Here is a 12,904-nt window from a genome sequence, read left to right on the forward strand (position 1 = left end):
ATGCCGCCGGACGCCCGGTCGACGGCGGGCACGGCGGCACAGCGAGCAGCGAGCGGGCAGGGACCGGGCAGGGAGCGGCAGCCGCCCCGGCTCCGGTCGGAGCGCGTCGGAGCCGGGCGGGCGCGTCGGCGTCACGGTGCGGGGACGGCGAGGGCCAGCTTTCCCGTGACCCGGCCGTCGAGGAGGCGGCGGACGGCGGCGGCGGTCTCGGCCAGGGGGTGGACGCCGGCGAGGACGGGGGTGACGGCACCCGTCCCGATCAGGGCGGTCAGGTCGCGCAGGCCGTCCGCGTGTTCCGAGGCGATGAAGGTGCCCAGGTGCTGGCCGACGAACGGGGACAGCAGCTGCGCGCGCAGCTGACGGTCGGTACCGCCGAGCCAGCGGCCGTTCGTCTCGCCGCCGGTGATGACGAGCCTGCCCCGGGGCGTGAGGGCCCGGCGCAGATCGCGCAGGGTCCGGTTGCCCGCGATGTCCACGACGGCGTCGTAGCGCCGCGGGCCGGCCAGGAAGTCGTCACGGGTGTAGTCGAGCACGTGCTCGGCGCCCAGGGCCCGTACCGCGTCGAGCTTGGCGGTGCTCGCGACAGCCGTGACCCGGGCGCCGAGGGAGCGGGCGATCTGGACGGCGAAGGTCCCGACGCCGCCGGCCGCCCCGGTGATCAGGACCTCCTGGCCCGGCCGGACCTCCGCCCGGTCACGGACCGCCTGGAGCGCGGTGAGGGCGCTGACGGGGACCGTCGCCGCCTGCTCGAAGCCCAGTCCGCCCGGCTTGGGCGCGATCCGGTCGGGGCGGGTGACGGCGTACTCGGCGAAGGCCGCGACGGCCGTGCCGTAGACCTCGTCGCCGGGCGCGAACCCGGCCGCCTCACGGCCGACCTCCTCGACCACACCGGCGAGGGCGCGGCCGGGGTTGGGCAGCTTCGGCCCGCGCAGCCCGCTCACGGGCCGGACGGCGTACGGCAGCCCGGCCATCATGTGCCAGGTCCCCCGGTCCACGCTGGAGGCCAGCACCCGCACCAGCACCTCACCCGGTCCGACGACCGGCCGGGCGATCCGCGCCGTGCGGAACACGGCCTCGGGATCGGTGCCGTAGCCCTCCTGCACGACGGCCGTCATCGTCCCGGTCCCGTCGGTCGTCCTCATGGTCACCGCTCCCGCCTCCTCGCTTCGCCCACTTACGCTGTAAGCAGGCGACTTACGCCGTAAGTACAGCACTTACGGCGTAAGCTCGTCAACGCCGTCGACGGCACCAGGCGCATCACCAGAAAGTGACCACGGACAGTGACCCCGCACCCTCCCCCGTCCTCGCCGCAGCCACCGCGCCGGACGCTCACCCGTCATCGGGTGCTGCTGGCCGCCGTCGAACTCGCCGACACCCGCGGCCTGGAGACGCTCAGCATGCGCAGGCTCGGCGAGGCCCTCGGGGTCGAGGCGATGTCCCTGTACAACCACGTCGCCAACAAGGAGGCCCTGCTCGACGGCATGGTCGACCTGGTCTTCGCCGAGGTGGACCTGCCCGCCCCGGGTGACGACTGGCACCGGGCGATGCGGCAGCGGGCCCTCTCCATGCGCCTCGCGCTGTCCCGCCACCGCTGGGCGATCGGACTGATGGAGTCCCGCTCCACCCCGGGACCGGCCACGCTGCGCCACCACGACGCCGTCCTCGGCTGCCTGCGCCGGAGCGGTTTCTCCCTCCCGCTGACCGCCCACGCCGTCTCGGTCCTGGACAGCTACGTCTACGGATTCGCGCTGCAGGAGAAGACGCTGCCCTTCGACTCCCCCGAGGAGACCGCCGAACTCGCGCACAGCATCCTCGACGGCCTCGGCGACGACGAGTACCCGTACCTCACGGAGATAGCGACCGCCCATGTCATGCGGCCCGGTTACAGCTACGGCGACGAGTTCGAGTTCGGCCTCGACCTCGTCCTCGACGGCCTCCGCCGGGCGGCCGGCTGAGCCGGCGGGAACGGGGCCCCGCCACCACCGCGGCGCTTACCCGCGAGGGGACGCGGTGCACCGGAATAGGGGCAGCGGCCCCGTCGTTCCCAACAGTCGATCAGAGGCACGGCGGCCGCCCGCTGTCGGACCCGTGCCGCACACTGAGGCCGAACACCCGGCAGACCGAAGGACGATTCCCATGACCGACCGGCCCCTGACGCTGATGGCCGTGCACGCCCACCCCGACGACGAAGCCACCGGTACCGGCGGCGTGCTCGCCCGCTACGCGGCCGAGGGCATCCGGACGGTACTCGTCACCTGTACCGACGGCGCCTGCGGAGACGGCCCGGGAGGTGTCAAGCCCGGGGAGGCGGGCCACGACCCGGCCGCCGTCGCCGCGATGCGCCGTCAGGAGCTCGAGGCGAGCTGCGAGGTCCTCAAGGTCGACCACCTCGAAATGCTCGACTACGCGGACTCCGGGATGATGGGCTGGGCCGCCAACGACGCGCCCGGCTCGTTCTGGACGACGCCGGTGGACGAGGCCGCCGCCCGCCTCGCCGAGCTGATCCGGACGTACCGGCCCGACGTGGTCGTGACCTACGACGAGAACGGCTTCTACGGGCACCCCGACCACATCCAGGCCAACCGCATCACGTCGCGGGCGCTGGAGCTGGCCGGCGCGACGCCGAAGCTCTACTGGACGACGGCCCCGCGCTCGATGATGGCGCGCTTCGGCGAGGTCATGCGCGAGCTCGGCGGCGACTGGGAGGAGCCCGGCGCCGAGGAGCCGGAAATGCCCGAGATCGGCCTCCCCGACGAGGAGATCACCACCTGGGTGGACACCACCGGGTTCGGCGGCCAGAAGTTCGACGCGCTCGCCGCGCACGCCAGCCAGGGCGAGAACATCTTCTTCCTGAAGATGGGCAAGGAGAAGTTCACCGAGCTGATGGGCGTGGAGACCTTCGTCCGGGTCCAGGACACCACCGGCGCCGCCCTTCCCGAGGACGACCTCTTCGCCGGCCTGCGCTGAGCGGTCGGCCTCCCCGCCACTCAGGCGGTACGAGCGCGGCCGAGAGGCAGCGCCATGACCGGCTGGGTGGTGGGGCGGTCGGATCCTCCGGCCGGCTCCTCGGTGACACCGACGGCGCGGGCCCCGTCGAGGGGTGCGGTGAGGAGGAGCGCGCCGTCGCCGTCCGCCAGCAGGCCGGCCGGTGCGAAGGTCCCCTGACGGTCGAGCCAGAGTTCGTAGACGCGGCCCGGCGCCGGGGCGGGAAGCCCGGCGGCGAGGAAACCGGCCTGGTTGCGGCCGGCCGACCACACGACGGTGCCGGTCCCGTGGCCGCCGGGCCCGGCGGTGGTGCTCACCCGGGCGTCGGGCGCGGTCAGCAGTTCACCGAAGGCCGCCTGCCGGACGCGCAGTTGCTCCGCGGTGGCGCGCTCCCGCTGCACCTGGTCGTGCTGCTCCACGGCGAGGGCGCCGAGCGTGGTGGCCGCGGTGAGGGACGCGGCCAGGGCGAGGCGGGGCCACCGGCGCGAGGGGGTCCGACGGCTGGCCGGCCCCGGCGGGGCAGCGGCCCGCGGCGACGGCGGCACGGGAGGAGCGGGCGGCTCCTGGCGCTCGTACGGAAGGCGGGCCAGGACCCGGGCGCGCAGTTCGGGCGGGGGCGGGACGCTGCGGTCGGCACCGAGGAGGGCGAGCGCCTCACCGAAGCCCGCCGTCTCCTCCTCGCAGGCGGCACAGCCGGTCAGATGGGCCTCGAAGGCCGCTCGTTCGTCCGCGTCGTCGACGGCTCCCAGTGCGTAGGCGCCGGTGAGGAGGTGGAGGTTGTCGTCGGCGGGGCTGGTCATGATCCGACTCCCAGACAGTCGCGCAGCCGGATCAGGGCGTCCCGCATGCGGGTCTTCACGGTGCCCAACGGGGTGTGCAGCCGTTCCGCGACCTCCCGGTAGCTGAGGCCCCGGTAGTAGGCCAACAGGACGGACTCGCGCTGCAGGTCGGTCAGACCGCGCAGGCAGCGCCGCACCTGCTGGTGGTCGAGGTGGGTCTCGGCGCGCTCGGCCACGTCGTCGAAGGGTGTCTCCTGTGCGCCGGCGACCGCGGCACGGTCACGCTCGGCGGCCGCGCGGCAGTACCGGACCCGGTCCACGGCACGGCGGTGGGCGATGGTCATCACCCACGGCATCACGTCCCCCCGGGCGGGGTCGTAGTGGGCCGCGCCGCGCCACACCTGGAGCATCACGTCCTGCATCACTTCCTCCGACTGGGCCTCGTCGCGCAGGACCCGTCGCACCAGGCCGAAGACCGGCCCGGCGACCGCGTCGTACAGATCCGCGAACGCCTGGTGGTCGCCCTTCGAGACCCGCGCCATCACCGACCTGAGGTCGGGCGGCGGCTCCGGCCTGCCGTGCAGGAACACCACGGAACTCACTGCCGCCGCCTCCGGTGCCCGCAGCACCTGCGGACGGGCGGACGGACGTGCCGCGGGCACGCGCCGGCCGGACGGGCGGATGCGGCCCGCATGTCGGCCTCCCGGGTACTCGTGGGAACCGTGTCGGTTCCGGACTTCACCGGTGTCCCTCTTCCGGTGTCCTTCTTCGCTCGCACGTTATTCGCGTCCGGCGGCCCGGCGGATTGCCCTCAGCGGGATCCGGGCGACTCTGCCACTCGATCGGGTGAACCCGGACGGCTCACCCATCCGACCCGGCCGGTCCGCCGAATGCAGCACGTGACCAACGATGCGACCACTCCCCGTCACCGGCCCCGGAGGCCGGACGCAGCGCTGCCCGTCAGGATGGCGTGCGGGATCGCCGCCGTCTGCGCGGGCCTCGCCGCGGGCGAGGTCGCCGCGGCGTTCGTCCGCCCGCAGGCGGCCCCGGTGGTCGCGATCGGCTCGGCCGCGATCGACCTGGCGCCCACCGCGGTCAAGGAATGGGCGGTGCGCTCCTTCGGCACCTGGGACAAGACGGTCCTGATCGCCGGGATCCACACCACCATGGGCGTGACCGCCGCCGTCCTGGGACCGGCGGCCGCCGCGCGCCGTGCCACCGGGGTCCTGTTCTGCGCCGCGTTCGGCGGCCTCGGAGTGTGGGCGGCGCTGGCCCGTCCGGACGCCGGGCCCTGGGACGCCCTGCCCCCGTTCGCGGCGGCCCTGGTCTGTGCCGCCGTGCTGCCCCTCCTCACGGCACGGCGAACGGCCCCGTCGGGCGCGCGGCCCGCAGGGCCCGGCCCCCGACAGCACGCACCCGCCGCCGGCACCGCGGCGGCCACCGACGACCCGGCCGCGGCCGCCGACGGCCCGCCTCCCGTCCCCGCCGCTCGGCCCGGGCGTCGCGAGGCGCTGACCGCGGGCGCCGTCGTCGTCCTGTCCGCCGGCCTCGGCGCCGCCGGGCGCCGGCTGGCCGACCGGCGCAACGACGTCTCCGCCGTCCGCGCCTCGCTCACGCTCCCGCCGCCGGCCCGGCCGCTTCCGCCGCCACCACCCCGGGAAGGCCCGGCGATCCCCGGTCTCCCCCCGTTCCGGACCCCCGTCGACGACTTCTACCGGGTCGACACCGCGCTCACCCTGCCCCGCATCGACCCGCGCGACTGGACGCTGCGCGTCCACGGCATGGTCGACCACCCCGTGGAGCTGTCCTTCGCCGACCTGCTCGCCCAACCGCTGGAGGAACTGGACCACACCCTGTCCTGCGTCTCCGGCGAGGTCGGCGGGCCCTACGCGGGCACCACCCGCTGGCTGGGCGCACCACTGCCCGCGCTGCTGCGCCGCGCCGGGATCCGCGCGGGCGCCGACCAGTTGCTCGGCCGCTCCGAGGACGGGATGACGATCGGCACACCGCTGGAGTGCGTCCTCGACGGTCGTGCCGCGCTGCTCGCGGTGGCCATGGACGGTGCGCCGCTGCCCGTCGCACACGGCTTCCCCTGCCGCAGCGTGGTCCCCGGCCTCTACGGCTACACCTCCGCCACCAAATGGCTGGTCGACCTGGAGGTGACCACCTTCGCCGCGCGCGACCCCTACTGGGTGCGGCGCGGCTGGGACCGGACCGGCGAGGTGCGCACCGCCTCCCGGATCGACGTACCGGCCGCCTTCGCCCGCGTCCGGGCCGGGGAGGTCACCGTCGCGGGCACGGCCTGGGCCACCCACCGCGGCATCGCCGCCGTCGAGGTCCGCGTCGACGGCGGGCCCTGGCAGGAAGCCCGGCTCACGGCCGACACGGGCCCCGACGTGTGGCGCCAGTGGCACCACACCTGGACGGCGGCCGCTCCCGGCACCCACCGCCTGGAGGTCCGCGCCACCGACGGCACCGGGGCCGTGCAGGAGGAGACCCGCAGACCGCCCTTCCCCTCCGGGGCGACCGGCTGGCACAGCACCGTCGTCACGGTCCACTGAACCACTCCGACAACCCGTTCCGAAGCGCGGCGGACCCTCCGCCGCGTGCGACCAGACACCACCGTCCGAGAAGAGAAGAATCCCATGACCGCCATCCAGCACCGCACGCCTCTCGCCGCCCTGCTCGTCGCGGGCGTGCTCACCGCCTCCCTCACCGCCTGCGGCGGGGACGACGCGGGCAAGGCGTCGGACACCGCCGGCGGTGCGTCCGCCAAGGCCGCGGCCACCGCCCCGGCGAGCCCCGCGGCGGACCCCATGGCGGACCCCGCGGCCGACAAGGCGTCGGCCGGGCAGCCGTTCGGTGCCGCCTGCGCCGCCGTGCCCAAGGACGGCGCCGGTTCCTTCGCCGGCATGGCCGCCGACCCGGTCGCCACCGCGGCCTCCCACAACCCGCTGCTGTCCACCCTCGTCAGCGCCGTCATCAAGGCCGGACTCGTGGACACCCTCAACTCGGCGAAGGACATCACCGTCTTCGCCCCCACCGACGACGCCTTCGCCAAGCTGCCGAAGAAGGACCTCGACGCGGTCCTCGCCGACAAGGACAAGCTCACCCGGATCCTCACCTACCACGTCGTGCCCCAGCGCCTCTCCCCCAGCACGCTGACCGGCGCTCACAAGACCCTGGAGACGCACGAGGTCACCGCCACCGGCAGCGCTCCCGACTTCACGGTCAACGGCGCCGCCAAGGTCCTGTGCGGGAACGTGCAGACCGCCAACGCCACCGTCTACATCGTCGACACGGTGCTGATGCCCGCCTCCTGATCTCCCCCGTACCGCTGTCCCCGGTCCTCCCCGTGGCCGGGGACAGCACCATGTCCGCCCTCTCCCGCGCCTGCCCAGCGCCCCGACGGCTTTCCCGCGGCCGGGCCCGAGGCCCGCGCCCCGTCCGACGACCGGCACCGGGGCCGGCGCAGGCGCGCAGGCACAGGAAACGGAACCGGGCAATCCGCCCCGGCCGCCGCGGCGAATCAGGGGCAGGAAGGTTTCCCGGCCCCGGAAGTCCCCGCAGGCCGGCCCCCGCACCTCGAACCACGTCTCAGGAAGGAGGTGTACAACCATGCCCGCAACGCGAATCCGGCGCCCGCTGGCCGTCGCCATGGCCGGCGCCCTGCTGGCCGGCGGTGCCGCCCTGACCACCGCCACCTCGGCCTCCGCGGCCCCGGCGGTCGCCACGTCGACCGTCCAGACGCATCAGCACGGCCATGGCACGTGCACCTGGCACCCCGGCTGGTGGGAGAACAAGCTCGTCCCCGGGCACTGGTCGAAGGCCTGGCACTCCGGCTGGTGGCAGAACCAGTGGCAGCCCGGTTGGTGGGACGGCCACCACCAGTGGCACCACGGCTACTGGCACCAGGTCTGGCACGAGGCCGGCTGGAAGAACCTCTGGCAGCCCGCCCACTGGGAGAAGGTCTGGCACGACGGCTACTGGAACTGCCGGCACTGACACCCCGTCGCTGGCCGGGTCGGCAGTCCCGCCCCGGCCGGCCCGGCCCCACCGGCCCCCGATCGCGACGCCGCCTTCGGGGGCCGCGACCCGCACGACACCACCGCCGCCCGCCCCGACCGACGGACGGGACACGAAGGACCCGCCGACCATGAACACCGCGACCGAGACCCCGACGATCCGCCCGGACCGGACCCGCCGCCGCGCCCCGGACAGCGTCTGCCTGTCCTTCCCCAACGACGCCCGGTGCGCGGCACTGCTCCGCTCGACCACCCGCGCCTTCCTGCACCGCACCCACCCGGGCGACCGCGCCCTGCTCGCCGACGCGCTGCTCGTCGTCACCGAGCTCGCCGCGAACGTCGTCCAGCACACCGACGGCCCCGGGCGCCTCACCCTGACCTGCCACCGGCACGGCATCGGCATCGACGTCAGCGACACCAGCCGGACCGCGCCGACGGTCCTTCCGCTGTCCTCGGAGAACGTGCACGGCCGAGGACTCCTCCTGGTCGCCGCCCTCACCGACAGCCTCACCCTGACGCTCGACGCCGGCAGCGGCAAAACCGTCCACGCCCTCCTTCCCGACCGGTCCGCGGCGGCCGGACGGACAGCGGCCCCGCGCCCCTCGGCGCGGCCGTGCCGCACCTGGTGACGGCCCGCCCCGGCCGGGCCACCGGGAGGTCGCGGTACGAACGGACCTTCAGGACCGGGGGCGGTGGCGGGCGCCGTCGGAGCGCTCGTCATAATTGCTCCGCCCGCGATCCACGCCGGCCGTTCCGTCCCGACCGGGCCCGTGCCCGACGGGTCGGGCTCCCGCTTCCCACTCGGAGGACCGCACCGTGCGCCCCACTCGTGCCAAGGGCCTGCTCGCCGCAGGCATCGTCACCGTGCTCGGCGGCCTGCCCGCCGCCACCGCTTCCGCCGCCACCGCCGGTCCGGCCGGCGAGGCGCCCGGCGTACTGCGGGTCGACGGCTGGGACCCGGCGTGCTCGGACGCCGCGACGGGCACGGCCGCGAAGCCGTTCTGCTCCGTCACCGCGGCGGCCGCCGCGGCGCTTCCGGGGCAGACCGTCGAGGTCGCCCGGTCCTCGTTCGACTCCGGGACGGTGGTCACGAAGTCCGGCGAGCCCGGCCGGCCCATCACCATCAAGGGCGCGGCGGGCGGCACCGCCGCGACGGGCGGCGATGTGCGGCTGTCCGGCGTGCACGACGTCGTCGTCGAGTCGATGCACGCGCGGGAGATCCAGGTCACCGGTTCCGACCGGGTCACCGTGGTCCGCACCGATGCCTTTGGGATCAAGGTCACCGACTCCCCCGGGACGACCCTGACCAACAACACGGTCGCCGACGGCTGCACGGCCGGCATCGAGCTGGCCGGCGGCTCCTCCGGCTCCAACCTGTTCAACAACCTGGTGCGCAACCACTTCTCGCCCACCGCGCCGTACAACTGCCCGAACCCGGCGGGCGCGGAGATCGTGGTCTCCGCACTGTCGGCGAAGGACACCCGGGCCGGCTCCAACACCGTCGCGCCGTACTGGACGAGCTTCAGCAACGGCACTCCGTACCTCTGGGCCGGCACCGCGCACGCCACGCCCGAGTCCCTTGCCGCCGCGACGGACGGCCGGGCCGGTACCCGCGACCACGTACTGCCGCGCTGGCAGGACGGCAACGCCGCGAACAGCGAGGTCGTCGACTCCGCCGACGAGAACGCGCCGGGCTTCGTACCGGCCGCGCACCCGGCCGACGACCCGGACCGGCCGAACCTCGGCACCGGCCTGGGCTACCACGACCGCGGCGCGAGCGAGCGCCAGGAGCCGATCACCACCGCCCAGCTGACGGCCGACCACCAGCGGGCGCCCTACGGCACCGAGATCACGCTGACCGCGACCACCGGCATGGAGGCCTACCACTGGCCGACCTCGGTGATGAGCTACCGCTACGACTTCGGCGACGGCACCCCCGCGGTCACCTCCGGCTCCCGTTCCGTCAAGCACACCTACACCAGGGCGGGCACCTTCGAGGCCAACGTCACCGTGGACACCGGCGGCGGGCAGCCGTTCACCGGCCGGTACGGGGTGCAGGTGCAGAGCACCGTCCCCGGGCCGCTGACCGCCCGCGCCACCGTCCAGCAGGTCGTGCCGGACCAGTTCGACACCTCCGACGCCCCGCCGCTGGGCGTGCGCGTCGACCCCTCGTCGACCTCCTCGCCGTGGCAGGTCGCCAAGGTCGTACTGGACTACGGCGACGGCACCCCCGCCGTCACCCGGAACACCCTGGACCCGGTCGTCCACGGCTACGCCTCCCCGGGCGACTACACCGTCACCGTGACGGTCACCGACACCGCCGGCCGCACCAGCACCACCGCCCACCCCTTCCGGGCCGCGTACGCCCCGACCGGGTTCCTGCGCACCCAGCCGTACCGCCTCGCCGACACCCGGGAGGACGCGAACCTCGACCTCACGGGCGGCCGCGAGGTGCCCTTCACGCTGCCGACCGGTAGCGCGCCCGGGGCGAACGGCGTGCCGGGCAACGTCTCCACGGTCGTCCTGAACGTGACCGTCACCGAGGCCACCGAGGACACCCACCTCACCGTCTGGCCGACCGGCCAGACGCGCCCGACCACGTCGAACGTGAACGTCGCCGCCGGCCGCACCTCGTCCAACCTCGTCACCGTGCCGATCGGCGACGCCAAGCGGATCAGCACCGTGCTCAACGCCGGTCGCGCCGAGGTGATCGTCGACGTCGTCGGCTTCTACCGCCCCAACGGCGGCGACCTGTTCACCCCGCTGTCGCCGAACCGGCTGGTGGACACCCGCGACAGCGCCGCACTCGGCCCGGCCGAGACCCGCGCGGTGAAGGTCGCGGGCGTCGGCGGTGTCCCGGCCGACGCCACCTCCGTGGTGCTCAACCTCACCAGCACCGGGACCACCGTCGACACCCACCTCAAGGTGTACCCGGGCGGCGGGACCAAGCCCGTCAGCTCCAACCTGAACCCGGAGCCCGGCAAGGACAAGTCCAACCAGGTCGTCGTCCCGGTCGGTCCGGACGGCACCGTCGACGTGTACAACAACGCCGGTTCGACCCACGTCGTCCTCGACGTCTTCGGGTACTACGCCCCGAACGGCCGGGCCAGGTTCACGCCGACCGTGCCCGTGCGTCTGACCGACACCCGCGACACGCCGTTCGCCAAGCCCGGCCCGGACAGCACCACCGTCGTCGGCGGCATCCCGGCCGGCGCCCGGGCGGCCGTCCTGAACGTGACGTCCACCAACACCACCGAGGACAGCTACCTCACCGTGCACGCGCACGGCGCGCCGCGCCCCGGCACCAGCAACCTCAACCTGCTGGCCGGCCGGACCGTGCCCAACCACGTCACCACCCCGGTCGGCGCGGACGGCAAGGTCGACGTCTACAACCACGTCGGCAGCACGGACATCGTCGCCGACCTGTTCGGCTGGTTCACGGACGCCCGGCCCCAGGGCTGACGGCACACCTCCCGTTCGCGGCGGGGGCGGCCCTCCACCGGCCGCCCCCGCCCGCGCGGCCGGAGGCACGCACGGCTCAGGCTCCGCCCTCGCGACCGCTCGGCGGGGACTTCTCCCGGTCCGACGCGGCGACCTCGGCCTGCACACCCCGGCGGAGGCCGACGATCGCCACCAGCGCGGCCACCGCCATGATGGCCGACATCCAGTGGAAGACCGTCTGGGTGGCGTGGGCGAAGTCGTCCCGGAAGAACTGCGGGATGTCCGCCGCTCCACCGCTGCCACCGCTCTGCGTCTGGACCTGGGAGAGGTGGGCGGCCGTGGCTTCCGCCTGCTCCCGCGGCAACCCCTGGGCCACCAGGGAATCGGTCAGCCGGGTCCGCAGGTCGGTGACCAGGACGGTGCCCAGTACCGCCAGCCCCAGGGCGGCGGCGTAGTTGCGGACCGTCTGGGTGATCCCGGTCGCCTCGCCGTAGGACAGCCGCGAAGCCCGGTTGACCGCGTCCGTGCTGGCGGGCGAGAGCATGAAGCCCATGCCCGCGCCCGCCAGCACGACGTCCCACTGCTGCTCGCCGAAGCTCAGCGAGGTCACGTCGCCCGCCCACAGGTGGAAGCCGATCGCGGCCAGGACGCACCCGATCACCACCGGGCGTTTGGCGCCGCCCCGGTCGAGCATCCGGCCGCCGATCTGCGAGGCGATCACGAAGCCGATGAAGAACCAGAGCAGGAAGACGCCGGCCTCCGAGGCGGAGTCGCCCAGCGCGATCTGCGCGTACTCGCTGGAGAAGAAGAACACCGGGACGAAGACCAGCATCGAGATGCCGAGCACCAGGTTCTGCACCGAGAACGCGCGGATGCGGAAGATGTCCACCTGGATCAGCGGCGACGCGGTGCGCTTCTCGACGAGCACGAAGACGACCAGCAGCGCGACCCCGGCCGCGATGCAGATCCCGATCGCGGGGTCGGACCAGCCCCAGACCTGGGACTGCTGGAACCCGAAGACGCTGAGCGCGACACCGCCGGCGATCAGCGCCAGGCCCCGGTAGTCCATCGGCGCCGGACGGCTCTCCGTCACCGGCTTGGAGATCGCGACCAGCACCAGGGCGACGGCCGCCACCGGCAGGTTCACCCAGAAGATGGCACGCCAGGTCCACTCGGTCAGATAGCCGCCGAGGACCGGTCCGATCGCGGTCAGACCGCCCGCGATCCCGAAGAACAGGGCCAGCGCGCGCCCCCGCTCGCGCAGTTCGAAGTTCTGCACCACGATCGCCAGCGCCGCCGGGAACATGATCGCCCCGCCGAAGCCCTGGACGGCCCGGAAGGCGATCAGCCAGGCCTCGGCCAGGCTCCCGGTGGGCGTGAGGCCGCAGCAGGCCGAGGCACCCGCGAAGACCAGCACACCGAGCACCACCATCCTGCGGTGGCCGACGGTGTCCGCGAGCCGGCCGCCGAAGGCGAAGAACGCCGCCAGGGTGAGCAGATAGGCGTTGACCGCCCACTGCACGCCCGTACTGGTCAGCTTCAGCTCGTACTGGATGTTCGGCACGGCGATCGACACGATGGTCTGGTCGATGAAGGTCATCGCGACGGCGAAGATCATCGCCGCCAGCACCAGGTAGCGCGAGGATCCGCCGGCGGGAGCAGCGGCCATCACTG

General features: G+C 74.1%; 11 protein-coding genes. 7 read left to right on the forward strand and 4 right to left on the reverse strand.

Features of this window, described 5'->3' with window-relative positions; genetic code table 11:
* Positions 1–131 precede the first annotated feature (131 nt).
* Positions 132–1,142, reverse strand: a complete 1,011-nt coding sequence (locus tag ACIPYS_RS34760) for an NAD(P)-dependent alcohol dehydrogenase (RefSeq protein ID WP_400753913.1) — start codon at positions 1,140–1,142, stop codon at positions 132–134.
* 138 nt (positions 1,143–1,280) lie between these two features.
* Here ACIPYS_RS34760 and ACIPYS_RS34765 point away from each other — a divergent pair, with 138 nt between their 5' ends.
* On the forward strand, positions 1,281–1,955 hold the full coding sequence (locus tag ACIPYS_RS34765) for a TetR/AcrR family transcriptional regulator (RefSeq protein WP_093864132.1): 675 nt from the start codon (positions 1,281–1,283) through the stop codon (positions 1,953–1,955).
* 181 nt (positions 1,956–2,136) lie between these two features.
* Positions 2,137–2,967 carry a PIG-L family deacetylase gene (locus tag ACIPYS_RS34770; RefSeq protein ID WP_093864131.1) on the forward strand — a complete coding sequence of 277 codons (831 nt, stop codon included), beginning with the start codon at positions 2,137–2,139 and terminating at the stop codon, positions 2,965–2,967.
* A 20-nt stretch (positions 2,968–2,987) separates the two neighbouring features.
* Here ACIPYS_RS34770 and ACIPYS_RS34775 read toward each other — a convergent pair whose 3' ends face one another.
* Together ACIPYS_RS34775 and sigK are read right to left on the reverse strand one after the other, a co-directional pair.
* Positions 2,988–3,785 (reverse strand): anti-sigma factor domain-containing protein, encoded by a 798-nt coding sequence (locus tag ACIPYS_RS34775; RefSeq protein ID WP_400753794.1) that lies wholly within the window; start codon positions 3,783–3,785, stop codon positions 2,988–2,990.
* A complete protein-coding gene (sigK, locus tag ACIPYS_RS34780) occupies positions 3,782–4,366 on the reverse strand; it encodes an ECF RNA polymerase sigma factor SigK (protein ID WP_400753797.1) in 585 nt (194 codons plus the stop codon). Before sigK ends, ACIPYS_RS34775 begins: the two co-directional genes overlap by 4 nt.
* 297 nt (positions 4,367–4,663) lie before the next feature.
* Here sigK and ACIPYS_RS34785 point away from each other — a divergent pair, with 297 nt between their 5' ends.
* The 5 genes from ACIPYS_RS34785 (at position 4,664) to ACIPYS_RS34805 (ending at position 11,251) form a co-directional block, all read left to right on the forward strand.
* Complete coding sequence (locus ACIPYS_RS34785) at positions 4,664–6,325, forward strand: molybdopterin-dependent oxidoreductase (RefSeq protein ID WP_400753799.1); 1,662 nt, start codon at positions 4,664–4,666, stop codon at positions 6,323–6,325.
* Between the two features lie 84 nt (positions 6,326–6,409).
* Positions 6,410–7,087 carry a fasciclin domain-containing protein gene (locus ACIPYS_RS34790; RefSeq protein WP_400753802.1) on the forward strand — a complete coding sequence of 226 codons (678 nt, stop codon included), beginning with the start codon at positions 6,410–6,412 and terminating at the stop codon, positions 7,085–7,087.
* 295 nt (positions 7,088–7,382) lie between these two features.
* Positions 7,383–7,769 (forward strand): hypothetical protein, encoded by a 387-nt coding sequence (locus ACIPYS_RS34795; protein WP_159425202.1) that lies wholly within the window; start codon positions 7,383–7,385, stop codon positions 7,767–7,769.
* A 151-nt stretch (positions 7,770–7,920) separates the two neighbouring features.
* A complete protein-coding gene (locus ACIPYS_RS34800) occupies positions 7,921–8,418 on the forward strand; it encodes an ATP-binding protein (RefSeq protein ID WP_400753806.1) in 498 nt (165 codons plus the stop codon).
* A 187-nt stretch (positions 8,419–8,605) separates the two neighbouring features.
* Entirely contained in the window at positions 8,606–11,251 is a 2,646-nt protein-coding gene (locus ACIPYS_RS34805; protein ID WP_400753809.1) for a PKD domain-containing protein, read from the forward strand.
* A 76-nt stretch (positions 11,252–11,327) separates the two neighbouring features.
* Here the strand turns inward: ACIPYS_RS34805 and ACIPYS_RS34810 are convergent, their stop codons facing one another.
* Positions 11,328–12,899, reverse strand: a complete 1,572-nt coding sequence (locus ACIPYS_RS34810) for an MFS transporter (protein WP_093864125.1) — start codon at positions 12,897–12,899, stop codon at positions 11,328–11,330.
* Positions 12,900–12,904 lie beyond the last annotated feature (5 nt).

The sequence above is a fragment of the Kitasatospora sp. NPDC089913 genome, from assembly GCF_044748625.1.
Taxonomy (GTDB): Bacteria; Actinomycetota; Actinomycetes; order Streptomycetales; family Streptomycetaceae; genus Kitasatospora.